This is a genomic window from Streptococcus rupicaprae (assembly GCF_040545225.1).
GTDB lineage: Bacteria > Bacillota > Bacilli > Lactobacillales > Streptococcaceae > Streptococcus > Streptococcus rupicaprae.
Genome location: NZ_JBEPLO010000004.1, coordinates 71,852 through 95,818, shown reverse-complemented (window position 1 = coordinate 95,818; position 23,967 = coordinate 71,852). Strand labels below are relative to the sequence as shown.

The 23,967-nt window shown below is 41.8% G+C and carries 20 protein-coding genes and 3 pseudogenes; 1 reads left to right on the top strand and 22 read right to left on the bottom strand.

Going from position 1 to position 23,967, the window contains the following annotated elements:
* Positions 1 to 64 precede the first annotated feature (64 nt).
* Entirely contained in the window at positions 65 to 919 is an 855-nt protein-coding gene (locus tag ABID29_RS02855; RefSeq protein WP_354364301.1) for an aldo/keto reductase, read from the bottom strand.
* 129 nt (positions 920 to 1,048) lie between these two features.
* On the opposite strand from ABID29_RS02855, the gene ABID29_RS02850 reads away from it, so the two are divergent.
* Entirely contained in the window at positions 1,049 to 1,906 is an 858-nt protein-coding gene (locus ABID29_RS02850) for a LysR family transcriptional regulator (protein ID WP_354364257.1), read from the top strand.
* A gap of 321 nt (positions 1,907 to 2,227) precedes the next feature.
* Here ABID29_RS02850 and ABID29_RS02845 read toward each other — a convergent pair whose 3' ends face one another.
* From ABID29_RS02845 to ABID29_RS02735, 21 genes and pseudogenes are all read right to left on the bottom strand, one after another.
* A complete protein-coding gene (locus ABID29_RS02845) occupies positions 2,228 to 3,070 on the bottom strand; it encodes an aldo/keto reductase (protein ID WP_354364256.1) in 843 nt (280 codons plus the stop codon).
* A 29-nt stretch (positions 3,071 to 3,099) separates the two neighbouring features.
* Positions 3,100 to 3,534 (bottom strand): nuclear transport factor 2 family protein, encoded by a 435-nt coding sequence (locus ABID29_RS02840; protein ID WP_354364255.1) that lies wholly within the window; start codon positions 3,532 to 3,534, stop codon positions 3,100 to 3,102.
* 24 nt (positions 3,535 to 3,558) lie between these two features.
* The gene (locus ABID29_RS02835; protein WP_354364254.1) at positions 3,559 to 4,044 is read right to left on the bottom strand and encodes a nuclear transport factor 2 family protein; all 486 of its coding nucleotides are present in this window, start codon (positions 4,042 to 4,044) and stop codon (positions 3,559 to 3,561) included.
* Positions 4,034 to 4,393, bottom strand: coding sequence for a nuclear transport factor 2 family protein (locus tag ABID29_RS02830; RefSeq protein WP_354364253.1), 360 nt, complete (start codon positions 4,391 to 4,393; stop codon positions 4,034 to 4,036). Before ABID29_RS02830 ends, ABID29_RS02835 begins: the two co-directional genes overlap by 11 nt.
* A 17-nt stretch (positions 4,394 to 4,410) precedes the next feature.
* Positions 4,411 to 4,560: pseudogene (locus tag ABID29_RS12310) on the bottom strand (sugar O-acetyltransferase); the annotation flags it as partial.
* Positions 4,561 to 5,075: 515 nt separating this feature from the next.
* The gene (locus tag ABID29_RS02820; RefSeq protein ID WP_354364249.1) at positions 5,076 to 5,648 is read right to left on the bottom strand and encodes a TetR/AcrR family transcriptional regulator; all 573 of its coding nucleotides are present in this window, start codon (positions 5,646 to 5,648) and stop codon (positions 5,076 to 5,078) included.
* A 99-nt stretch (positions 5,649 to 5,747) separates the two neighbouring features.
* On the bottom strand, positions 5,748 to 6,584 hold the full coding sequence (locus ABID29_RS02815) for an alpha/beta fold hydrolase (RefSeq protein ID WP_354364247.1): 837 nt from the start codon (positions 6,582 to 6,584) through the stop codon (positions 5,748 to 5,750).
* A gap of 11 nt (positions 6,585 to 6,595) precedes the next feature.
* Positions 6,596 to 7,597 carry an NADP-dependent oxidoreductase gene (locus tag ABID29_RS02810; RefSeq protein ID WP_354364246.1) on the bottom strand — a complete coding sequence of 334 codons (1,002 nt, stop codon included), beginning with the start codon at positions 7,595 to 7,597 and terminating at the stop codon, positions 6,596 to 6,598.
* A 133-nt stretch (positions 7,598 to 7,730) separates the two neighbouring features.
* On the bottom strand, positions 7,731 to 8,159 hold the full coding sequence (locus tag ABID29_RS02805; protein WP_354364244.1) for an Rrf2 family transcriptional regulator: 429 nt from the start codon (positions 8,157 to 8,159) through the stop codon (positions 7,731 to 7,733).
* Between the two features lie 196 nt (positions 8,160 to 8,355).
* Positions 8,356 to 9,487: pseudogene (locus tag ABID29_RS12305) on the bottom strand (low temperature requirement protein A).
* A 54-nt stretch (positions 9,488 to 9,541) separates the two neighbouring features.
* Positions 9,542 to 9,862, bottom strand: coding sequence for a carboxymuconolactone decarboxylase family protein (locus ABID29_RS02785; RefSeq protein WP_156805519.1), 321 nt, complete (start codon positions 9,860 to 9,862; stop codon positions 9,542 to 9,544).
* 1 nt (position 9,863) lies between these two features.
* Positions 9,864 to 10,283 (bottom strand): cupin domain-containing protein, encoded by a 420-nt coding sequence (locus tag ABID29_RS02780; protein WP_354364239.1) that lies wholly within the window; start codon positions 10,281 to 10,283, stop codon positions 9,864 to 9,866.
* A 26-nt stretch (positions 10,284 to 10,309) separates the two neighbouring features.
* The gene (locus ABID29_RS02775; RefSeq protein ID WP_354364237.1) at positions 10,310 to 10,942 is read right to left on the bottom strand and encodes a putative quinol monooxygenase; all 633 of its coding nucleotides are present in this window, start codon (positions 10,940 to 10,942) and stop codon (positions 10,310 to 10,312) included.
* Positions 10,939 to 11,865, bottom strand: a complete 927-nt coding sequence (locus ABID29_RS02770; RefSeq protein WP_354364236.1) for an amidohydrolase family protein — start codon at positions 11,863 to 11,865, stop codon at positions 10,939 to 10,941. Before ABID29_RS02770 ends, ABID29_RS02775 begins: the two co-directional genes overlap by 4 nt.
* Positions 11,849 to 12,307 carry a MerR family transcriptional regulator gene (locus tag ABID29_RS02765; RefSeq protein ID WP_354364234.1) on the bottom strand — a complete coding sequence of 153 codons (459 nt, stop codon included), beginning with the start codon at positions 12,305 to 12,307 and terminating at the stop codon, positions 11,849 to 11,851. Before ABID29_RS02765 ends, ABID29_RS02770 begins: the two co-directional genes overlap by 17 nt.
* Before the next feature lie 138 nt (positions 12,308 to 12,445).
* Positions 12,446 to 13,396 (bottom strand): annotated as a pseudogene (locus ABID29_RS02760) (aldo/keto reductase).
* 411 nt (positions 13,397 to 13,807) lie between these two features.
* Positions 13,808 to 16,636 carry an alpha-L-rhamnosidase gene (locus ABID29_RS02755; protein WP_354364233.1) on the bottom strand — a complete coding sequence of 943 codons (2,829 nt, stop codon included), beginning with the start codon at positions 16,634 to 16,636 and terminating at the stop codon, positions 13,808 to 13,810.
* 112 nt (positions 16,637 to 16,748) lie between these two features.
* Positions 16,749 to 18,146, bottom strand: a complete 1,398-nt coding sequence (locus tag ABID29_RS02750) for an MFS transporter (RefSeq protein WP_354364231.1) — start codon at positions 18,144 to 18,146, stop codon at positions 16,749 to 16,751.
* Positions 18,147 to 18,321: 175 nt separating this feature from the next.
* Entirely contained in the window at positions 18,322 to 19,299 is a 978-nt protein-coding gene (locus ABID29_RS02745) for an AraC family transcriptional regulator (RefSeq protein ID WP_354364230.1), read from the bottom strand.
* A gap of 91 nt (positions 19,300 to 19,390) precedes the next feature.
* Entirely contained in the window at positions 19,391 to 21,094 is a 1,704-nt protein-coding gene (locus ABID29_RS02740) for a glycoside hydrolase family 3 protein (protein ID WP_354364229.1), read from the bottom strand.
* A 378-nt stretch (positions 21,095 to 21,472) separates the two neighbouring features.
* On the bottom strand, positions 21,473 to 23,890 hold the full coding sequence (locus tag ABID29_RS02735; RefSeq protein ID WP_354364227.1) for a glycoside hydrolase family 2 TIM barrel-domain containing protein: 2,418 nt from the start codon (positions 23,888 to 23,890) through the stop codon (positions 21,473 to 21,475).
* Positions 23,891 to 23,967: the final 77 nt, after the last annotated feature.

Below are 23,967 nucleotides of genomic sequence, written 5' to 3'. Positions count from 1 at the left end.
GACCAGAAAGGTTACTGAATGAGAGATCTTGTGCATATCACTAACTCTTCAATTCTTCTCTTTTTTAAAATGATTTCCCAATAAAACCAGCCAATAATTCAACCGTTGATGCGTCACGATGGTCTGCAAATACAGTTGTATCTGTATTGAGCGCCTTGATCGCTGCCATGTCATCGCTTGATAATTCAAAATCAAAGATGTCAAAGTTTTGGCGGACACGCTCTGGATTAGCTGATTTTGACAAACTCACAATACCACGTTGTAATTGCCAGCGAAGCATAACTTGCGCGGTTGTCTTGCCATATTGGTTGGCAATTTCCGTCAAAACTGGGTTGCTAAACACATCAAATTTGCCTTCTGCAAAAGCACCCCAACTTTCTGTTATAATGCCTTTTTCTTTTTGATAGGCCACTTGCTCTTCTTTTTGATGAAAAACATGACATTCGATTTGATTAACAGCAGGTGTTATGTCATTAAATAAAGCCAAGTTAGCTAATTGATCTTCCTTAAAGTTAGACACGCCAATAGCACGGATTTTTCCTTCTTTATAAAGCTCTTCCAAGGCACGCCAAGCGCCAAAAGTATCTCCAATCGGTTGGTGTAGCAAATAAAGATCCACGTAGTCTAGATCTAATTTTGCCAAAGAGTCAGCAAAGGCCTTTTTAGCTCCCTCATAACTCATGTCTGAAATCCAAAGTTTGGTCGTGACAAAGATGTCCTCACGTGGAATGCCAGACGCCTTAATGGCACGACCAACGGCTACTTCATTTCCATAGGATTGGGCAGTGTCTATTAGGCGATAGCCCGTTTTTAAGGCTTCTTCAACGACTGCTTGAGTAGTGGCATCATCTTGAATTTGAAAAACACCAAAACCAACCATAGGCATTTGAATACCATTATTTAATGTGACATATTGCATAATAATCACTCACTTTCTTTTTGATAATTCTATCCTAACAGAATTCTTTTAAGTTGCACAGAACCATATGTTTATGGTAGTATACATATAACGTATGCTAAAGAAACGCTCACGGAGGAAGGACTTACAATGACCTATACCGAAAATCGCCTTCTTGAAATCCTAGTTTTATTTGCTAAGCTAGGTAGTCTATCCGCTACTGCAGAAGCTCTTCTCTTAACTCAACCAACTATTACCCGTAGCATGCAGAGACTTGAGGAAGAGTTGGCTGTTCAACTCTTTATCCGCACACCGAATCGCCTAGAATTAACCGAAACAGGAAAATTAGCGGCTCAAAAAGCGGAAGTATTACTAAAAGAGCATAAACAATTTGTGAAAGAACTGCGTCAATTTGAGCAAGAACAATACCAGATAGTACTCTCTTCCACTGCCCCTGGCCCCATTTATCTGTTTCAAGAGAACGAATCACTTCGAGCCACTATGGATGAGACGATTATTGCTCAAAGTCAAGTTGAGGAGGCCTTGCTTTCCCACCGTTTCTCTCTTGTTTTCACCACTGAAGAACTGTTTACCGATCAGATTGAATCCCTCTATATCGGGGAGGAGATCCTCTCCGTCCATCTAGATGCCAAAATGGTCGCTTCAAACGTTGAAACAACAACTTTTAGAACTTTAGCTAACACAAGCTTTTTAACTATGTCTGGCCTAGGTGAATGGGGAGATGTTGTTCGAGAGGAAATTCCCAACGGAAAATTTCTCAGTCAGGACAATCGAGAAACCTTTCATGAAATTTTGCAACATTCAAACCTAGCTTACTTCTCAACCAACCTCTCTAGAAATTCGATTAAGAATAACAATCGCAAAATGCTTTTGATTACCGATGAACGTGCTAGCCTTCCATTTTATATGACTTACCTCACTTCAGAAAAAGAGCGACTAACACCACTTATCCAAGACCTTAAAAGGACTTGGCCAGTAAATCATTAATTACTACTTACAAGGCGACGACTTTCGTATTCTCTATTTGTTTAGTCTTATGTAAAAACGCTATATTTTATTAAAAGTAAATGATCAACAATATTAGAAAAGGCTTGAAATCAGGTGATTGAAACCAAATTTCAAGCCTTTTTCTTATTGAATTTGTGTTGACCAACCTTTCCTAATTCCAGCACATCATAACCAATGAATGATCTATAGTCTAGGAAAAGAAATTTTCTGTGCTGTATTCTAAGGGTAAATCAATTGAAAACGGAACTGTCGAGATACTAAAGACAATACTTCTAAAATAGACGTCAACAGTAGAGACAATTAATCCGCTGGCACATAGGCCATTAGGTTTTTCTCACGTTCTTCCAAGGTCATATTGAAATAACGGAAGTCTTTATTAAGGGCATTGATTCTTGCCATTTCCTCATCGGTCAAGGCAAAATCAAAGATGGCAATATTCTCTTTTAAATGGTCTGGATTGGTCGTTTTTGGAAAGACTGCATGACCAGACTGAATATGCCAACGTAGGATAATCTGTGCATTGGTCTTGCCATATTTTTGCGCTAATTCAGTAAAAATAGGCTCATTGATTAAGGTAGCATCACCGTGCCCTAGTGGATACCAGCTTTCGATAATAGTCCCGATACTTGCAATCCGTTCTTTCAACTCCCTTTGTTGGAAATATGGGTGGCATTCTACCTGCAGAGCTGCTGGTTGGACGGTTGCTATCTCAAGAATTTCTTCCAAACGCTCAGACTCAAAATTGCTGAGACCGATAGAGCGCACCTTACCAGCTTGAACAGCTGCTTCCAAATTTTTCCAACCTGCTTTGTAGTCCCCAATTTCTTGGTGCAGGAGAACAAGATCGATGTAATCCATATCTAAACGCGCTAACATTTTGTCAATCGCCTTTGGATCGGCATAGTCACTCGGCCAGAATTTTGAAGTGATAAACAATTCACTGCGATGCAATCCAGAGGCCTTAACAGCTTGCCCAACTTCACGCTCATTTTGATAGGCATGCGCCGTATCCACATGACGATACCCAAGTGTGAAGGCATCCAGTAAATTTTGCTTCGTTTCTTCTGGCTTTACTAAATAGACACCGATTCCAAATTGGGGCATTTTATAGCCTGAATTGAGTGTTAAATACGTTTGTTCCATGATAGTTTCCTTCCTTTATATTGTAGTCCTTAGACTTCTTTGACGTCTGTGTAAATGAAATGCGACGTACGATTGGCTATCTTCCATTGATTATCCACTTTGACGTACTCATCCTCATAACGAACACCTTGCGTTGTTTGAACCTGCTTACCTTTTTCATTAGCACCGATTAAGACCACCTGACAATAAGCTGTGCCTGTTGCCTTATCCCCATCAATTTGGACGACTTGTTGGCCATTAAGGTGGTAAACTGTATCAAATAGCGCTAAAAAATTAGCGAAAGCTTGCTCGATAGCTTCTCTACCCTCTTGTTTGAACACTTGATCGCCATTGTATGATGTCACGCTAGCATCTTCTGTAAATAATTCCACCTGCGCTTTTGTATCCTTGATATCTGCTAAATTAGAAAATGTATCAACTAATTCTTTTAATGCTAATTTTTCTATAAGTATTTCTGTATTCATGTTTTTACCTCTCTTTATTTGTATTTAATCAACCATTTTCCACTGGCCGTCTATTTTTTGAAAGTAGCGATCGCCTGGCACAGACCAAGTCCCCTCACTACCGTATATCTTAGCATGGATTCGCTGTTTAACCTGCATGAGGACACGATCACCTTCTTGTGAAAAGGTATATGCTGTATCCAAAAAATCATAGTAATTCATCTCACCATTTTCGATATCCGCTAACCATTCTGCCTTGGTCTGGGTTCTCCCGGTAATATGAACGGCCAAATAGTCATCTGGCAAAATAGCATCTAAAGTAGCCATATCTTTATCTATCATAGCCTGGCGCATTTGCTCAAAAATGACTATCATTTCCTCTTTATCAGCTTGTGTTAACATTTCTTCCTCCTGATGATGTTTGACTTGATCCTGTGCTGTCGTCGTGTGCTCTCTTTGTCCTTGCTGGTTATTGCAGCCTACTAGCAGTAGCACTAGTAGCAAGGTCATGCGTCCAAATTTAACCCTCATTAGCTGGTTGCCACCTCCCTTCTACCCTTTCAAAGGGCAACTCAAAGTCCATGGTCCAAACCTTCCGAAATCCATAAATACGAGCGTCTGTTTTGGCCTTGGCATGGAGAATGGCTCGCTCATCGTTGATGAAGCGCACCGTCTCAGAAATAGGCACGTAGGTGTAATACCGAAAGATTCCTCTCCGAATAGTGTCGAAGTATTCCTCCCGTGTCTGGTAGTAACCACCAACATGGCGAAAAAGATGGTCTTCTGGATAGAGTTGATTGAGTTGATCAAAATCGCGTGCAATAATCGCTTCCCAAATCTCATGTTGGAGGGCGATAATCTCTTGTTCTCCATTTTTCACAACTATTCCCCCTTCATCCGAATCAATTTAGCTGGATTGCCGCCCACAATGGCATTGGCTGGAACATCCTTGGTTACGACTGCGCCACTAGCTAACAATGCATTGTCGCCAATAGTAACCCCTGGCATAATTTTGACACCTTCTCCAACCCAAACCTTTTTTCCAATCACGACAGGCTGGCAACGCAGGATTAAAAGATCATCCATATCATGATTATCGGTCACAATGCTGACGTTGGGGCCAATAAAGGTGCCATCACCAATTGTCAACCCTCCGATGGACATAAGCGTCAAGCTGTGATTGATGAATACTCCTTCTCCTAGGCAGACATTTCTTCCAAAATCAATTTGTGATGGACTCATGATATGTGTCGATACCGGCAATTTCTTTCCAAGCAAGTCACTATAGAGTGCATGAAGCTCAGGAGAGGTTGGCTGGGTTTGATTGATTTGAAATTGTAGGTCTCGACAACGGTTAAACTCTGTTAGCACAATGTCTTGATAATCTTTCTCCATCATATTGACTACCTCGCCAGTGGCCAAACGGTTCCAAATATCCTTCATCATCCACCTCCTTTTGTTTTAATCTAAGTCCATTATAAATGCCCATCGTGACAAACACAATGGGCATTTTTCTAAAAAAGTGGCTTATGCCACACATGAACCAAAATTGTGGCAAAAAATTATGTCAAAAGGGAGTTGACGCCTGCCAGGGTGAGAAGATTGGCTGTTTCAATCACGTCTTCAAGAGGGGTGTTCTTCCCCTCTTCAACCCACTGACGGTAGATAGCAAGTCCTGTATTTTGAACAAAATTCAAAAGGCTAATCTTTTGAAAATCACTGAGCTGGTTGACCTTCTCGGCCTTAGACCAAGTAGACGCCATAACCATATCAACCATATCTTGCCGAATATCCTTGTAAGAGGATTGGCTGATGGTAATCTTATCGTAGGCCTCTCCCTGCTGGGCTGAAAACTCAAAAAAGGCGCGCTGCATTTTTTCCAAATCCTCAGGCAACGAAAAATCCTTAATCACGTCAATATAGGCCTGAGCATACTGTTCTTGCATTTCAGCTAGCAAATCATCCAAGGTCGGGTAATAGCGATAAAAGGTCTTCTTATTGATGACAGCACGCTTGGCTAACTCTGTCACTGTGATTTTGTCATAATCCAACTGACAGATCAACTCCTCAAAAGCTTGATAAATAGCTGTAATCGTACGCTTCACACGTAAGTCTTCAAAACCTGTTAATTTCATAGCATTCCCTCCGCATGTATTCTACCAAGAATTCAAAGGAAGTACAAGTGGTATCCAATCGATTGAGGGTTTTCTTATTTTCTCCGTGCCAGCAATATCCTACATCTTCAAAAAGTCAATGACCTCTCTTGCAAACTCAGACGCATACTGAAAGATAGAACCATGACCGGCATTGGGATAGATGATGAGTTGACTACCTGCAATCTTATGGTGCATGTCATATGAATTTTCCGTTGGGACCTGCATGTCCTTATCCCCATTGACAATGAGGGTCGGCTGAGTGATGTAGGACAAGTCGTCTGGCAACTCTTTCCCCCAGCGCTTGATAGCTCTTAACTGAGTTAAAAATCCTAGGACATTGATAGCTTTGTCTGAATAGGGGGCTGTTCGCTGGCCCATACGTCCCAAAACTTTTTCAGCTTCCAGGCTACCTTCTTCGTCATGGTTATAGAAGATATAACGTTTGGGGTCAATGCGCTCCAAACCTGCTCTTAGCATGTAACGAAAGGTCTTTCCTGTCACTTTATCAACTTCTTTCCCCCCACGAGGACCTGTCCCTGCTAGAATCAAGCGGTTAACCATTTGGCTATCAAGACGAACGATTTCTTGGGCGATAAAACCACCCATCGAAAGACCGAGCAGGTTAATTTTCGTATGCCCCAAAGCCTCGATAATAGCATGAGCCTGCTCTGCCATTCCTGGAATCGTAGGAGCTACCTTGCCTTGACTGGCTCCGACGCCAGGCAGGTCAAGGACAATGACATGCTCTTTTTCAGCTAGTAAATCTAGCAATTTTGGGTCCCAGTTGTCCAAGGTTGCGGCCAAATGGACCAACATGACCAAGGGCAGTTTGGACTTGCCCTTGCCTAGTTCCCGGTAGGCAATCTGGTTTCCAGCCACAGTTATGTATTGATTTTTGCTTGTGATATAAGACATAGCTTCTCCTATTATTTAAAACTAAGGACAGTTTTGCCACGTGAACGACCATTTGCTACCTTATCAAGGGCAGCATTGACCTCCTCAAAAGGGTACACTGTATCTATAGATGGTTTGATTTGGCGCTGTGCAAGAATATCTGCTACTTCTTGCAATTGTTCACCATTACTCTTGACAAAGATAAAGTCATAATATACCCCATATTTTTTAGCCATTTGATCAAACTTGCGACCAACCAGCCCAAATAAGACCTGTTTCCACTTAGGAAGGTTCATGCACTTAGCAAAGGCTCCATTTGGCATGGCACGCAATGACACCAAATGTCCGCCCTGTCTCATAATGGTCATCTGTTTCTCTGTTTCATCCCCCCCTAAGGTATCAAGGACATAGTCAACACCATTGACTGTTTGCGTGTAATCCTCTGCTTTATAGTCGATAAAGCGATCTGCCCCCAAAGCCAAGACCCGCTCGGCATTATCCCCAGCTCCATTGGTAATAACCGTCAATCCTTTGGCCTTGGCGATAGGAATGGCCATCCCACCGACACCGCCTGTCCCACCTGAGATGAAAATGGTCTTTCCTGCTTGTGCTCCCATCAACTCAAGAGCCTGCATAATGGTTAAAGCTGTCAGTGGCACAGCTGCTGCCTCCACATCAGTCAGATAGGCAGGAACTTTGGCAAAGGCTGTAGCTTCCACCGCTACATACTCCGCAAAGGCACCGATGTTGTCAAGGGGCAGACGACCAAAAACACGATCACCGACCTGAAACTGGCTCACTTGATTGCCAACAGCTTCCACCAGACCAACCACTTCGTTACCAGCTATTTGTGGCAATTTGTAAGGGACAATCATCTTGACCTCACCTCGTGAAATCATGTTATCCAAGGGATTGACGCCAGCTGCGGTCACTCTTATCAAGACTTGATTACCCGAAATCTGAGGCTTATCAACCTCCACCAAATCTAAGGCAATGTTCTGTTTATTGTAAATTTTATGTTGTGCTGCTTTCATCGTTTCCTCTTTCTATTTTTATAATAGCAGAACTGGACTGCTAAGGATATTGAGATAGTTTCTAGGTACTTTATTAGCAAATTGTACTTGAATCTAGTACAAATACATCCAGTGGTAAAACATTAACCAAGCGTTACTTGGTTAATCCTGCTTGAGCATAGAGATTGGAGATGACCGCTGCAAGACTTTGACTGGCAAGCTCTTTTTCCAACTGACGTTCTGCCTGATGAAAAACAGGGTTAATTGCCGCTTCAATATGCTTTCCGACCGGACACTCCAAATTGGCATGTTGATGCACTTGGAAGAGTTTTATCTGAGACACTTCTTGTGTCGCAAAATAAATATCTAAAAGACTAATGTCTGCTGGTGTTATTGTCAACTCATAGCCACTCTTTCCTTGATGGGATATGAGTAGACCTTTATTTTTCAGCAAGGCGATAATCTTGCGAATATAACTGGCATTCGTTCCTACACTAGTGGCTAGAGCTTGTGAACTCAAGACTTCTTTGCTCTCGGCAATCATAGTTAAGATATGAATAGCCACTGAAAATTTAGTATCCATAGGACCTCCCTGAACATGTATCAGAAACAAGAATAAGTTTATCATAAGACGACTAACTTGGCAAGGATTTTGCTTAGAATGGCATAAAACCTATCTCCTTCGCTTGCTTTTCATCAATAACGACCTCCGCCCTTGACGAAAAGCAAACTGAGCTAATAGTCTGTTAAAAGCCTCCGTACCGACAAGAGAGTTCGTATCAACTCTTAGATAAATGTTTCATATTAAACCGCACCGCAGTCACTGCTAGATAACAAGACATGATGGCAGCGATGAACAGTAAAAACTGGCTGTTCTCTAAGAAAAGACAACTCAATCCCAAACCAGCCAGCCAAGCTGTCAGACAACTATAAACCAGACTTTTAGTAAACCGATGGGTCGGTTTATTCATGGATTTGAATTGGTAAATACCTGATAAAATCAAGAAAACACCTAGGTAAAAGAGGGCTACTGCAAAGCCATTGTGTGCTTCTGCATTTCCTAAAAACCCGATTGCTACGGTGACAAAACTTAGTCCAAAAATGATGGGATAATGCCAGTAGATCAAGTGGTTTTCGTTGGGATTGGATGTATACGGATCAATCAAATGGTCTATTTCAACAATATAGGTCATAAAGAGACTCACTACGATCAAAAATATCAAAACAGACAAAACACTCAGTCTATCTGGACGAAAATAATCAGCAACCCCAATAATCATCTCTCCAAAGGTAATAATAACCAGTAGAGAAAGTCGCTCCACTAGATGCGGAAAATTCATGGGCTTTAAATCAGGGGACATGGCCTTCCTTTTGACCAAAAAGCCCGGGAGTAACCACGTTATGAGAACACTTGTAGCAGCGACTATTAACCCTATTTGTTTGATAAGGAAGAAATAGAGCCAGCAAGAGTCCTGACGTTCTAGCGCCTAGAATGGAAAAGAAACGCCTGATAAAGAGTTTGTCTGCTGGGTTTTCTGTCCGAGCATACTCTAATAGATACTTCACCAAGAGGAGAAAGGAGATTCCTGCAAAAGGTCCATAAAAATACAAAAAATGATCAGCGTCACGATTACCATCAATAGACGTTAAAGCAACCAGCAAGAAAAGCATCTGGCCAAACATCATGGCAATATTGGTCAAAGAATTTCACCCAAACCGATTGGTAAACACCGTCTGTACCATCCAAGAGTTTAGCATAATGAGCATTCCAATCGCAAAAGCAACAAAAGACAGGGTTGGAACGACACCGTGGTGAATATGGTGAATCAGTGAGGTAGTCTGACTAAAACCGTAGACATAGACCAAATCGTAAAAAAGTTCTGTTAATTCTACCTTTTTATGTGTCACCATAGCAAAATATTTTTTCTTTTTATTAGCTCCTGATTTGAGAGTGGTTTCTTTTACTCATTCTCCCCAAACGTCCTTCGCTAAACCAAAGGCTGACCAAGCTTTTGGCCACCCGACATAAAAGGCAATGTGAGTGATGATTTCTGAAATTTCTGCTTTCGTCACCCCGTTCTTTTTAGCGGTGTTTAGGTGGTATTTGAGCTGCTCCCAATTCCCACCTGTAATAAGAGCTGAAACAGTGACGATGGAGCGAAGTTTGGGGGAAAGCTCTTCTTCACGCGCCCATACCTGTCCAAAAAGCACATCGTCATTGATTTCTGCAAACGTTGGTGCAAATTCTCCTAATTGATCACGTCCTGCTGTTTGTTTGATTGCCATCTTATTTTTCCTCCTTATGCGCTGCTTGATAGTCTTCATCCGTCACTGGTCCATAAAATTCACTGGCACCAGCAGTAATTGCTATATGGCTAAACCAAGAATCTTCGGTTGCCCCATGCCAGTGCTTCACCCCTTTATCTGTTACTACGACATCACCTGCTTTGAGATGTCGAACAGGTTTTCCAGCTTCCTGATAAAGGCCTTCACCTCCGGTAACAAGGAGGATTTGGTACCCATCCAAATGCACATGCCAGTTATTACGGCAACCTGGTTCAAAGGTTACATTCCCAACACTGGTTTTGCCGTCTGGTGCTTGTGCCAACATAGCTAGATAAGATTGGCCGATAAAACTGGCGCCATAAGGATTTTCTTCCCCTAATGCAAATAAGGGACTATACTGCAACTCTTCATATTTTGCCATAAGTCATCTCTTCTTTCTAAAATCATTTAACCACGGTTGACTAGCATGTCGCCATGCAACGTTTGCAACTGTTTATCTAGGACCAGTTTTGCGCTACGGTCAATATAGTCTTTAAAATGTGGCGTTTCTCTGTGTTGCTCATAAGCAGTTTCATCTTGATACACCTCAAAGAAATACCAACTATCCGGATTGTTTCTATCTGTACCAGCGTACATGACCAAAACACCAGCTTCCTGCTCCATACTTGCCTGCATCTCAGGTAAAACAATTTCTGAAAAAGCTTGGCTATCGCTAACCGTCAGTGTGGCTAACCGGATAGACAAGTCTACATCACCAAAAACTTGTAGGGGACTTGGTTTTTGAAGGAGCAGCTTGGGTGTCAAGGTGACGACCTCACGGCTGATCAACGCTTTTTGAGCCAAATCTGCGAAGGCCTTAAAATGTGGCGATTGAATATGCTCCTGATAAGCTGCTTCACTAGCGTAGCGCTCGACAACAATCTGCTGGCTGAAATCTCCAGGGAGATGGTTACCGTACATAGCTAAAGTTCCTGGCTCTAGCACTAGCGACTGCTGAAAGTTTGTATGGCCGATTTGGCGATAGGCCTCCTCATACTCTAAGTTTAAGCCAAGACGAAAGAGTCTAAAAATTTCTGTCATTTTTCTTCTCCTAAGTGATACAATCGCATCGCATTACCTGCCAAAATCTGTTCTTTTTCTTCAGCAGTGAGAGGCAATGCGTCAATAGCCTCCGCGATAACCTCGGTCGCACCTGCTGGCAGAATGCCAAGCGGCGCATCTGTCCCAAAGAAAACATGGTCAATGCCATAATAGTCCACACAAAGTTCCAAAGCTTTGCGATTGCCTAACAGGGCTGTATCCACATAAAATTTCTTGAAATCAGCCGCCTGGTCTTCTGGCAAAATGTGCTCAATCCGCCCTGCAAAGTAAGGAACCATGGCTCCACCATGATGAACCAAAATCTTGAGGTTTGGAAACTCTCTAAAATAACCAGCCTGGACGATATCAAGCATCGCCTGGGTCAATTCATACTCCCAGCTAAAAATAATATTGTTGTCCGGTTTTCGATGATCAAAGACAGGATGGAGCCAAATAGGAACCCCTACCTTTGCTGCTGCGGCAAAGACTGGCTTAAAAGCTTGATCCGCTATCGATTTGCCCAAATGCCGGGTGAAGAGCTGAATTCCCAAGATCTCAGGGTGGGCTGGAACAAATTCTTCCACCACGCGCACCGCATCCGTGATATGATTCATTGCCACCATAGCCACACCACCAGCAAACAGGTCTGAGTGATTCTGAACAGTAGCCAGTAATTCCTCATTAGCCAGTTGCACCAGTTTCGCTGCTTCTTTGCCATCCACATAATCCTCTGGATTAGCATTGATATAGCTGATAATCTGCCTTGTTTGATCTGGCATGGTTTCACGGCGTTTTGCCATATCAGTCAAAACAGGATTTTGGATAAAGGGCATTTTTTTCACCAAGTCACTATCCAAGGCCCGCATTTTGTCGAAAAACTCTGGCAATAACACATGGGCAAACGCATCAATTTTCAAAGTCATCTAAACGCTCCTTCCAACTCCCAGTTTCATCAAAAATAATCCCGTACTCTTCATAATAGGTGGCCTTATTTAAAATCTCTCCTGACTCATAAAGGTTGATTTTATGAGTCAAACGGTCAATGGAGCGTTGAAGATTTTTTTGTTTTTTGACAAGGACTGCTAATTGCTTTTTCAGCAAGGCTTCACGAGCTCCAACCGTTTTATCCCCCTGCATCAGGAGTTGGCAATAGTCCATCAAAACATCTATTGGGACACCTGAGTGCCGCAGGCAAATGACCATCTCTAACCATTTATTCAATTCATCTGTGAAATAGCGGTTGCCATTCGCTTGACGAGGAAGGCTAGGCAATAGACCAATTCGCTCATAATAGCGGATTGTATTGGGTTTGATATCATATCGTTGAGACACTTCTGTAATCGTATAGATTTTATTTTTGGCCATAATGGATTCCCTTCTTCCGCTTGATGAATGCATCTTATTCTAGTATACAAGATTTTTAGTCAACTGGTGGCATTTTGGTCAATTCGTTCTTACAAATGGCTAACCGTCTCTTTTAGAAATAGCTACGGGACTGTCTCTTTAAGCCTGACCTTCCCAGCCGCCACGCGTATTTACCCCAGCTTGTAATGCTAAGTCTTCCAATTTGACCATTTCATCTGCACTGAGAGTCACTTGACTAGCCTTGGCAGCATCTAAGACTTGCTCAACCTTTGTCACACCTAAGATGGGTGTCGTCCCACGTCCGATAGCCCAAGCTGTCGCGATTTGAGCTGGGGTTACCTGATAGTTAGTCGCCAAGCGTTGCAACTCAGCCAGCAAATCAGCTAAAGCAGGGAACAATGGATTATAGGTTCTACCTCGGTTTGAATCAGCTGGCATTAAGTTCTGGCTATTGTATTTCCCAGACAGGGCACCTTGTTCCAACACCATATAAGAGAAACATTGAATGTCATTTTCCTTGCAGTAATCCAGCAAGCCATCTTCCATCGCGTTACGATACAGCAGGCTAAAATGATTTTGGACTGCTGAAATTTGGACGCCAGTTGGCTTTAAGATTTCCTGGACACGCTTGACTTGCTCAAGACTGTGGTTGGACACCCCAATGCGTTTCACCCGTCCTGAGGTAACCAAGCCGGCTAAGAATGGCGTCCACCGCTCAACATCTGATGCATTATGGATCCAATAGATATCGATGTAATCTGTTCCCAAACGGTTGAGGGAGCCTTCTAGCATATCTTCGACAGGATTTTCTTTGCTATCGTCTCGCATACCTGGTGTAAATTTATCAGACAAAATGAGTGCCGATCGGTCATATTAACCAACTAACTCCCCTAAAATCCGCTCGGATTCGCCATTGGCATATGCAAAAGCAGTGTCAAATGTATTGAGGCCATTTTCCATGGCGACAGCAAATGCTTCCTTCAAATCTGCTGTGTCAAGATGATGGCCAAAAACCACATTCCCACCGGCAAAACCGCCAGTTCCCCATGACCATGTCCCAAGTACGATTGGTGCTAGTTGTTTTACCATCTTCTATCCTCCTTTTTCTTTATAATTGTAGTTTACCACTTATAGTTCACTATAAGTCAAGTCTCTTTTTCATTTTCAAGCAGTCATCTGTACCTCAAGAGTTGTAGCTTGTGGAAAATTCTCGTAATCTAGCCGGTCTGTCAAAAAGAGGTGGCTATTGTGAGAGGTTATGACTCGTTTCTTAAAAGGGGCTGTCCCAAGGCGATGCAAGTTCTGGTGCTAACAGCACCTCCTTTTCTAGATTTCGGTGCAGGACACTTTGGCTTTTCTGGCTACCTTAGTATAACCGATTCAACCTTTTTGGGGTATCGTAAAACACTCCTCGATTCTGGGGTTACCAGATTCAAGAGGAGTGCCTTTGTGTCTCCATTCAGGGAGATGCCTAGATTATTTTCGCTCACTGCCCAAACCTTATGATTGATTTAATTGCTCCAATTCATTTTGGATCGACTCAATAACGTCCTGATTAACCATTCGGTTAATAATTGGGGCCCGATCAAACTGTTCTAATGGTAAATCTAGAAAGGAAAGAACCATGTCGTTTTTCTTCAAAAAAGGGATATGCTTATATATGATCTGGCTTGTAGCAATAGGAACAGCTAAACTTTCAAAAGGTTGTTTCACACTATAAGTTGGCTTATAGGCAATTGTGGGTTGGTAATGAAACGCATACTCTCCTGCCGGCACAGTTAATAACATCTGATTCCCTTCTTTTCTTGCTTCTGGGTATTGATATAGTAGCTCTTCCGGGGCATGAGGTAAGACAATGGTTGCAGTTGTGTTAAAGGGCACCCTAAACTTAAACTCTAATTGACCATCTGCTAATAGATTGCTCTCACTGACTATTAAGCCATTGATTGATTGGTAACGTGCTTTAATGTGTTTTAACTGCCACGATGGTTGGGGTTTTAAATAAAAATGTTTAAACCCAACTCTCTCTGGATCTGACTGAATGCCTGCTGCTACTCGGTAAATCCACTCAGCAATAGAACCATAAGCATAATGATTGAGAGAATTCATACCAGTCCCAGAGATGGTACCATCTTCAAGAACAGAGTTCCATCTTTCCCACACCGTTGTTGCTCCTAATTTAACCGCATATAACCAACTTGGGTAATCATCATTCAACAAAAGGGTATAAGCATATTCTGTCAGTCCATATTTCGAGAGCGCTTCGCACATGTACGGTGTCCCTGTAAAGCCTGTCTTTAAATGAACAGCAGACTCCAGCAATAACTTTTTCAGTCCCTCAATGGTCCTTGAGAGCGCTTCTTCAGGGACCAAATCAAAATATAAAACCAAAACATGAGCGGTTTGAGTACTAATGGCCAAACGTCCACGCTTCGTAAAAAATTCCTCCTGAATAGCACGCTTAATGTCATCCGATAGTTTTTGATAATGCCTAATATCCTCTTTAATCCCAAGTGCTTGAGCTGCTTTGACTAATAAACTCGTTGAATAATAGTAGAAGACTGATGCTACAAGGACGGTATCCGTGCCCCCCATTGGAGAATTAGGATCCTTACCATCAAGGGAAAGCCAATCACCAAATTGAAAATTAGTCGTCCATAGCCGTTTTGATCCCGTTTGTATATCTTGACGTTGGATATAGTCTACCCAATCCTTCATAATCGGGTAATGGTCTTCTAAGCGTTTAATATCACCGTATTGTTCATAAAGAACCCACGGGATAACTGTTGCCGCATCAGACCACACTGCTGCTCCATTTCCCATAACAAATCCGTCTTGACTCTCCGGTTTTAGCATCGGAACCATAAAGGGCACTGAACCATCTAATTCTCCTTGCTCGCGACGAAGATCCTCTAGAAACTTCTGATAAAATGCTGGTGTGTACATCAAGTAACTAGCCGTTCGCGCAAATATCTGTGCATCCCCGGTCCAGCCCAAGCGCTCATCTCTTTGAGGACAATCTGTTGGAACATCTAAAAAGTTGCCTTTTTGCCCCCATTTTATGTTTGAAATCAATTGATTAACAGCCTGGTTATCAGTTTCAATATCTCCCGTCTCCTCCAATTGACTATAAAGGGCAACTGCTTCAAAATCTTCGGGATCAAGGCTTTCAGGAAATCCTGTTAATTTCGCATAGCGAAACCCATAAAATGTAAAATGTGGCCTAACTGTGCGTTCCTGTCCATCACTTATATAGGTAAATTTTGCTTCAGCAGTTCTTAAGTTTTCACGGTAAAAGTTGCCTGCCTGTAACAATTCACCGACCTCATAGCTAACCTCAGTTCCAAGAGGTAGGGCTTGCTTAAATTCAATCCAACCCGACAAATTCTGGCCAAAATCAAGAACGGTCTCTCCTGCTGGTGTCCGAATCAATTGTGGTTTGAATCTCTCATGAGCAGTTATCGGAAGCGACAAACGATCATACAGGCGTTCCGTCAAGTCTTTAGCTAATGCTACTGGAAACGTTTCTTGAACATCAATGAGATTCGCATTAAAAATTTCTCCATCATAAATGCCTGAAAACGATACAGGAGAAAGAGAGGTTTCCCATGATAAATCTGTTGCAATGATTTCTTCCGTTCCATCTTTATAAGTTATTATAAGTTCTGCAAGGAGCTGCCTCTGATCTCCATAGAGATTTTGATAGCCCCCATCAAATCCTATACGCCCCTTGTACCATCCATCTCCTAGGTAAACTTGCAGACGATTTCGCCCCAAGACAGGAAAAGTTTCATAGGTCTGATACTGAAGCCATAAATCATACGCATGAAAACCAGGTGACAAATATTCCTCACCAATCTTCTTACCATTTAGATAAGCCTCATAAACACCTAGACCAAGAATATATAATCGGGCACAGGAGATGGGCTTATTGACTTGGAAATCCTTGATAAACTGAACTGGTTCTTCTTTTCCAGAGGTAATCCAATTCGCACTCCAAGCCTCATCTTGCTTTGCTGTTTCAAACCAAGACACCTCTGATAGAACTTCCTCATTGTATTCTGTCCAAATCCTGACTTGAACATAGTAACGTGTCCTAGCCGCAAATTCGAAATGGAGATAGTAATTATTATCCTTAATCCTCTCGTCTTTGCCAGTATCAAAAACGATTGATGTCATATCCGAGTCTCTAGCCAGCAACACCTGACCAGCTATTTGTTTGGACCCACTAAGCAACGTGTCGTCGACTTGCCAAGATACCTTGACATAGTCTTTTATCCGAAACCCCAACGGTTTGGGAATATCGTTTATTTTTAAATCAGTAATCATACACACTTCCTCACTTCCAAAAATCCCAGATTAGTGACACTGTATCTATTCAAAGAGAGAACCAAGCGTTAACAGAGTTATCTGCTATGCGGCTTGGCACTCTTTGCTTCATTTATTCTATTTCTCTTTCACCAGCCTCAGCTATTTGACGGAGTGTTTTACGGTTCTCCAATTCAGCCTTGATGAGGGGGTATTCTTTATCTAAATTGTAAAATGTTAAAATCAAAATACAAAGTGCTGAGAAGATCATAGGAATATAAATAAAGGCAGCTTTAAGAGAAAAAATAGCTGAATCCGTTTGGCTAGTAGCTTGTGCCACATAGCCACCCATACTCATCACAATACTTAAGACGACTGCTCCTAAACCAGAGCCAACTTTCTCACCGAATGTTCCAGCCGCAAAAATCATCCCATCGCTTCGAATACCTGTCTTATATTCACCATAATCCGCAGTATCACCAAGCATTGCATAGCCTGCAACAGCTACTGGAGCTAAACCAAGGCCTTTAATAACTGTACCAATCAACACCATCGTATAGTTATCAGGTGCAATGGCAATAAGACCGAGGCCAAATAGCGATAGGACGCTACCTGCAATACACAGTGTTTTTTTACTAAAACGGGTAATAACTAATGGCATTAACATTGCCCCAACAGCAATCGGCGCAAAACTCATCATCCCTAAAACAGCTACTAGTTGAATATCCCCTAGAACCCATTGCGCGTAATAGATGAGAACACCACCAAGACCTGATGAAATAAACCCAATCAAAAGGACCCCGATTACCATGAACCAATATTTGTTCTGTAGTAAACTCGATAAACTTTGTTTTGCCGATATTTTTTGATGGTATTGAGAAGCTTCGTTGACAGAAACGCGTTCTTTAGAATTTTTAAAGGTGATCAGTAGCAAGATCGCTGAAATCAAACCATAAATAGCAGCCATTTTTGTCCATGAAGCAGTATCGGTTGTTTCACCAAAGAAATTGACTATTTTTAGCGTTGTTGATTGCAGGACAAATGCTCCTACAAAACCAAATAACGTTCTTGAGTTAGCTAATTGTGAACGATCTTCCTGAGTTGTTGAGGTTGTTCCCATCATCGCATTATAAGGAACCATCGTCGCTGTATAAACACCTGCCATGGCGATAATATAGGATACAGCCGCCCAAATAATTTTCCCATTAGCGTCCAAGAAACTTGGAGAAGAAAAGAGAAAAATGAGCGACAAGGCGTAGGGAATAGCCATCCATAATAGCCACGGTCTTGCTTTACCGTATTTTGATTTCGTTTTATCGACAATAGACCCCATCAACAAATCTGATATCCCATCAAAAATTCTAGCTAAACCTAGAACTACGCCCGCTGCAGCAACTGAAATACCAACAACATCTGTATAGAAAAAGGTTATGAATGTACTCGCTGTGGTCACCATTAAATTTGCGGCCAAGTTTCCAAAGCCATAGGTAATTTTTTCACTGCCAGGCATCCGATTAGTATCTTTAGACATAAAATAGCCTCCTTAAGAATCTCTTATTATTACCTTTATTATAAAGAAAAAGGTAACGTTTTCAATGTGGTTCTTACAGGAGAAACTGGTCAAAATACAGGTGACGTTTATAACTGGCATTCTCTAAAAAAACATGTTAGCCCATTGTAGGTTAACATGTTTTGAGGTTGATAGATTAGTGTTGTTTTCGGATCTTAGCCGGTGTTGTTCCATAAAGTTTTTTAAAACTCTGATAAAAATAGGACGGGTCTTGAAGGCCAATCTGTTCACAAATTTCTTCAATCGTATAATTCGTATGACGAACGAGCTGATAAGCATGTTGCATTCGTTGGGTTTGAACTAATGTTTTAAAATTCAGACCTGTTCGTTTCTTTATCATATTACTAAGATAATTGCTGTTATATCCTACCTCATTAGCCAACCATGACAAGGTAATCGTTCGATAGTATTTCTCAATTAACTGAAGGCTTTTGGAAATTTCATCTTCTTGAGGTTGTTCTTGCAATATTTGGTGTTGACTTCTTGATAATTCAGTAAAAAGTAGCGGAAGATACATCTCTAGAATATGTAAGGAAATTTGTTGTTCATTATAATACTCCGTCAAAATCAGTTGCATCAAGTCATCAAGTCTTTCATTTCCCTTAAAAACTAAATGCTTTTGATTCGCTTGGCCTGCTTGCGCTAAAAATTTGGAAAGGATTGAAACAGAATCTGTCATTTTTTGCAAAATAGCGGTGCTAATCCAATCAAATCTTAACAAAAGATTAATTAAAATATCTCCTTCTCCCAGAGCATCAATCGCATGGTGACTCTCACGGTCTAACATGATAAAATCACCTTTTTGCAAAACAAGGCTTTCTCCGTCTATCTCTTGCCGACACGATCCTTGATACATATAATTTATTTCCAAAAAAGCATGCTTGTGATCAGGCATCGGAGCATAGCGATTATGTTTACTAATGAAGACATTCCCACGTTTAAAGAAGATCTCTTCTGGCATATCGTACGTTTTAGCTTGAGCAAACACCTTAATCATTTCCGGATCAATCTGCTCAATGAGTTCCAGATCAACGATGTTTTCTCCTGTACGTTTCTGTTCTTTTTCTGCCCATGTCTCCGCCATTAAAAGATTGTGTAAATCTTTTTTATTCATCAGCATACATTTCCTTTCCGCTCAAAATTTGAAAATAAGTGAGAGAAGGTTTCTCCCACTTATTATCTATATTTCACCTGCATTTGTCAATCTAATACCGTAATTCCTCTCGTCCACAAAATGGATCAATAGGGCTTTGACCTTTAAAGGGACTTCTTCCCATCAACTTTTCTATGACACATTCTATCGTATAAATAGAATTATCATAAGCATTAATATAGGTTTTTACCATAGGAACATCTAGCAAATGATACGGATTGGCTAGGCTAACAAATACGGTTGGCACTTCATTAACAAACCATGGAAGATTGTTCCCTCCACCAAAAAAAGTATGCCAATTTAATCTAGCTGTTGTGGCATTGGAACGGTTTTCGACATTTGCAAAATACAGTACTAAATCATATTTTTTTTGAATCGTTAGAGCAGTATCCATCTGGCCTGACATAAATGTTTCCATCGTCTCAGGTTGGTAGACCGTAATCTGGAATCCTTCCTCCTCAAGACGCTTTTTAATCTCATCCAAAACTGTTTGATTACTCTCCTCATATGGCCCTAAAATTTGGAGTAAAACGCGTTTATGTTTGGTCACTGAAATTGGAAGAAGGTTTTGTGTGTCTTTGACTAAAGTAATCGCCTGAGTAACATTTTCCTTTGCAAGTTGCAAAAATTCTGGTGTCCGTAGCTGTTCAACGTTTGCCTCGACAAGCCTACCCGACTTTTTCTTAGCTGGAAGCCCTAAGGCTGCTTTTGTGGCCAAAATACGTGTTACAGCTTCATTAAGCCGCTCTTCCGTTAAAATGCCTTCCTGAAACCCTCTCAACATATAATGATAATCTTCCTCAAGACTCTGATTGAACAAGAACATATCACAACCTGCGGCAATGGCGGCTGGAACTGCTTTTTCACGGGGCATAGCAGACGTAAACCCAACCATTGGTGTCGCATCCGTGACGATCAAACCGTTAAACCCTAACTGATTACGAAGAAGACCTGTTATGAGTTCTGGGGAGAGGCTTGCAGGTAACTTTTGACCGTTTTTCAAGGCAGGATTTAATTTTTCCTGATAGGCAGGCAAGGCAATATGCCCAGCCATAACGGTTAGCACACCCTCATCAATTAATTCTTTATATATCCGACCATAAGTGCTATCCCATTCTTCCACTGAAAAACGGTTAACACCAACTAATAAATGCTGATCACGATCATCCGTACCATCTCCTGGAAAATGCTTAATAGAAGCAGCCATACCATTTTCTTGAACTCCCTTACAGTATTGGCGAGCAAAGTCTAAAACTGTTTGAGGATCACTACCATACGTCCGTACGTTGGTAATCGGATTATAATAATTATAGTCTATATCAACTACTGGTGCAAAAGCCCAGTTAACCCCCACTGCTCCTCCTTCAATAGCTGAAATTCGCCCAAGTTGGTAGGCTTTTTGAGGATCACCAGTTGCAGCGACTTGCATCTGTCTTCCAAAATGTGTGCCTTCTTCGACAATACCTGTGCCTCCAAACTCAAGATTAGCAGCAAGTAATAATGGAATCTCACTATATTGTTGTAATCGTTTATGCGCTTGAACAATATCATCATACTGTCCACTTCGGAACATCATACCACCAATTTTATAATTTTCCACAATAGGTCTTAAATAGCTTTCTTCATTTGAGTACCCAATTGGGCAAAACAATTGACCTATTTTTTCCTCAATGCTCATTTTAGACAAGGTGTCTTTTACCCAATCAATATCTGACTCAGATAGAAAAAATGGATTTGCTTTTAAATTTAAGTCCATCTAAGTAGTCTCCTAACTTGCTTTTTTTCTATTTTATGAACTTCATCCCTTTTTTACAAGAGGCATTTTTTATAGAAAAATGGTGAAATTACAGAATCTATAATGAGATATCTAGGAATCATGCTATGAATAGGTTACACTATAAAATTAACTACCCCTACGAGTATTATACTAAAAGGAAATCAAAATCTGAAAAACGTCATTAGTTGAAACTCTGTTTAATGGATACATCACTAAAAACCTTTTTTCTAGAAAGTTAGCGCTCCAGATTTTGATTTTAAATAAGTCTTAGTATGCCTATTCTTTCTTGATTTTTCTACATTCGAAAAACCCAGGTACTTATTCACTAATCCTGGGTTTTATAGTTGTCTCTTTTGCTTAAAACTCTATTTCTCCCGTCAAACCCTCTCCTGTAACGGTGACGGTTGTGGTTTCTGCGGTTTTCTTGAGGATGGCTAGCGCACGCCCGTTGAAGGTTGTGGTGTCAAGGCTATGGTAATGGTCTTTTGGTTTAGGGTTTCCTGTGCCAAATCCTAGGACCTCTGCGCCTTCTACTGTCAGATGAAGCGTTAGCTCTTCATCTCCAATGACCTGACCATTTTGATCTGTATGGGCAATGTCAAGATAAGTCAATTCTTGTCCTTGGTGAGAGAGCTCAAGCGTCAATGACGCCTTTGTTTTATCTGCAGTAGCTAAACTTGACTCTGATACCATTTGACCCTCACGGTAAAGAACGGCCCTAAGTTCCCCTGGTTGGTAGACTGTTTCAAAACGCACTAGACAGCCCAATTCTTCACCGATGACTTTTTTCTCAAGCAGAGCATCATCCAGATAGAGTGCTACTTCATCCCCTTTGGCATAGACTTCGACAACGACTGGCTTACCTTCAAGACCTGACCACGTCCACGAATGAGTGGCATCTGATAAGACCCATGGGGTTTTGATCAAGGTTTGGCCAAAATGCTTTGGATTTTGAACGGCAATGTACGGTTCCTCACGCAAGCCAAAGACAATTTCACGGTAATAGGACTGGGGACGACGGAAACCAGTAATGTCAATATCACCTGCAAAGGCCAATTGGCATGGGAATTGTGCGCCGAAACCTCCTTCCCCAAAGGCGTAAGCTGGTACACCGACACCCGCTTCACCAATATAATCCCAGCCTGTCCAAGTAAAATCACCAATAACGCTCGGCAATTCCTCAACGATATCCCAGTTTCTAGCAATAGCTGGTGGATAAGTTTCACTTCCGACCATGACGCGGTTTGAATAGGCTTTAGCATCGCCATAATAGCGCGCTGTCATGTAGTTGTATCCAGCAATATCTGTGCTGGCTGTCGCAAACTCAAGGGTTTTCGTAATCGCCGGATGAACCACAATTTTATCCATATTAGTATCTAACAGGGTCATAAAGTCATTGACATTTCCTTCAATTTCAATCCCTTCAGCAGCGTTTTGCGCCATAACATCTCCCATGATTTGGCCCATCTTATCGCCTGCGGCAAAGACACCGTTGATACCCGCTAGTGTTGGTCGGCTATCATCAATCGCCTTAATATGATCATGGATTGCTTTCGCCAGTCGACTACCATGAGCTGTTCCAATTTCAGGAATTTCATTTCCAATCGAGTAGAGAATCACACTGGGGTGGTTAAAGTCTGTCTCAACCATGGCTGTCACATCCTTGCGCCATTGGTCTTCAAAGACAAGGCTGTAGTCAAAATCCCCTTTGAAACGCGTCCACATGTCAAAGGTTTCATCCATGACATACAGTCCCAACTCATCACAAGCTTTTAAAAGGGCAGGCGCAGCAGGATGATGGGACATGCGAATCGCATTAAATCCTGCTTCTTTGAGGATTTTAACCTGACGCAGATGAGCATCTAAGTATGTTGCGGCACCTAGCAGGCCGCTATCATGGTGGATACAAGCACCACGTAACTTAACCGTTTCTCCGTTAATACGAAGTCCACGCTGGCTGTCAACACTGATCGTGCGTACCCCAAAACGATGTTCTTCGGTATCGATGGCTTTGCCATCCACCAAGAGACGATTCTCTATCGTGTACAAATCAGGTGTTTGGTCGGACCAGGGTTTGATATCGGTCAAGAGGTAGCGTTGTGTGCAGACCAGATTGTCCCCTGTTTTAAGGAAGTAAGGCCTGCTATCTGTCAAAACCGTTTGACCGGATGGTGCTGTTATCACCGTTTCTAAGACCACTGACTGGGCACGCGCCGTCTCATTTTGAAGAGGGACAGCCACCTCAATCAGGGCTTCTGAACCAGTCAACTCTACTGTTTTAATCAAACTACCGCGCGCAGCGATATGGAGTTGGTTGCCGGATAGCAGATAAACGTCACGGTAGATGCCACTGCCAGAATACCACCGGCTATTGCTCATCGCTGCATTACGGACTTGGACACGAATTTCATTGGCACCGACCTGAAGAAAGTCATTGAGGGCAATGGTAAAACCAGTATAGCCAAAGTGGTGTTTACCAGCCAACTGCTCATTGACATAGACGAAGGTATTCATGTAAGACCCTTCAAAGTGCAGGAGCAAGCATTGTTGAAGGTCCTCTTCTGAGACCGTCAAGGTTTTAACATAGACATAATTTTGACCGTCACGAAAGCCTGTATTGCCACCATTTTGACTGTCAGCATGAGGTTCGAGAGCAATCATGGCATCATGAGGGAGGGTCACTTCCTGAGCGTGCTCTGGAACGTCCCAAACGAGGGCAAAGGAATCGCCATCTTTCCAAAATTTCCAATTGTCATTAAACAAGGTCTGCTTCATTATTCTTTTCCTCTCTCCTATTTTTAAGGGTAATTATCGTTAAGCCTTATTTTTCTCTAGTATACAGCAGGAATCCC

Bases quoted from the DNA above. Each gene is read 5' to 3' on its own strand.
- ABID29_RS02785 (WP_156805519.1), bottom strand. From the start codon at position 9,862: ATGGCAATCAAACAAACAGCAGGACGTGATCAATTAGGAGAATTTGCA.
- ABID29_RS02750 (WP_354364231.1), bottom strand. From the start codon at position 18,146: ATGTCTAAAGATACTAATCGGATGCCTGGCAGTGAAAAAATTACCTAT.
- ABID29_RS02745 (WP_354364230.1), bottom strand. From the start codon at position 19,299: ATGAATAAAAAAGATTTACACAATCTTTTAATGGCGGAGACATGGGCA.
- ABID29_RS02780 (WP_354364239.1), bottom strand. From the start codon at position 10,283: ATGGCAAAATATGAAGAGTTGCAGTATAGTCCCTTATTTGCATTAGGG.
- ABID29_RS02765 (WP_354364234.1), bottom strand. From the start codon at position 12,307: ATGGCCAAAAATAAAATCTATACGATTACAGAAGTGTCTCAACGATAT.
- ABID29_RS02815 (WP_354364247.1), bottom strand. From the start codon at position 6,584: ATGTCTTATATCACAAGCAAAAATCAATACATAACTGTGGCTGGAAAC.
- ABID29_RS02805 (WP_354364244.1), bottom strand. From the start codon at position 8,159: ATGGATACTAAATTTTCAGTGGCTATTCATATCTTAACTATGATTGCC.
- ABID29_RS02810 (WP_354364246.1), bottom strand. From the start codon at position 7,597: ATGAAAGCAGCACAACATAAAATTTACAATAAACAGAACATTGCCTTA.
- ABID29_RS02855 (WP_354364301.1), bottom strand. From the start codon at position 919: ATGCAATATGTCACATTAAATAATGGTATTCAAATGCCTATGGTTGGT.
- ABID29_RS02840 (WP_354364255.1), bottom strand. From the start codon at position 3,534: ATGAATACAGAAATACTTATAGAAAAATTAGCATTAAAAGAATTAGTT.
- ABID29_RS02740 (WP_354364229.1), bottom strand. From the start codon at position 21,094: ATGGACTTAAATTTAAAAGCAAATCCATTTTTTCTATCTGAGTCAGAT.
- ABID29_RS02735 (WP_354364227.1), bottom strand. From the start codon at position 23,890: ATGAAGCAGACCTTGTTTAATGACAATTGGAAATTTTGGAAAGATGGC.
- ABID29_RS02775 (WP_354364237.1), bottom strand. From the start codon at position 10,942: ATGACAGAAATTTTTAGACTCTTTCGTCTTGGCTTAAACTTAGAGTAT.
- ABID29_RS02770 (WP_354364236.1), bottom strand. From the start codon at position 11,865: ATGACTTTGAAAATTGATGCGTTTGCCCATGTGTTATTGCCAGAGTTT.
- ABID29_RS02845 (WP_354364256.1), bottom strand. From the start codon at position 3,070: ATGGAACAAACGTATTTAACACTCAATTCAGGCTATAAAATGCCCCAA.
- ABID29_RS02820 (WP_354364249.1), bottom strand. From the start codon at position 5,648: ATGAAATTAACAGGTTTTGAAGACTTACGTGTGAAGCGTACGATTACA.
- ABID29_RS02835 (WP_354364254.1), bottom strand. From the start codon at position 4,044: ATGAGGGTTAAATTTGGACGCATGACCTTGCTACTAGTGCTACTGCTA.
- ABID29_RS02755 (WP_354364233.1), bottom strand. From the start codon at position 16,636: ATGATTACTGATTTAAAAATAAACGATATTCCCAAACCGTTGGGGTTT.
- ABID29_RS02850 (WP_354364257.1), top strand. From the start codon at position 1,049: ATGACCTATACCGAAAATCGCCTTCTTGAAATCCTAGTTTTATTTGCT.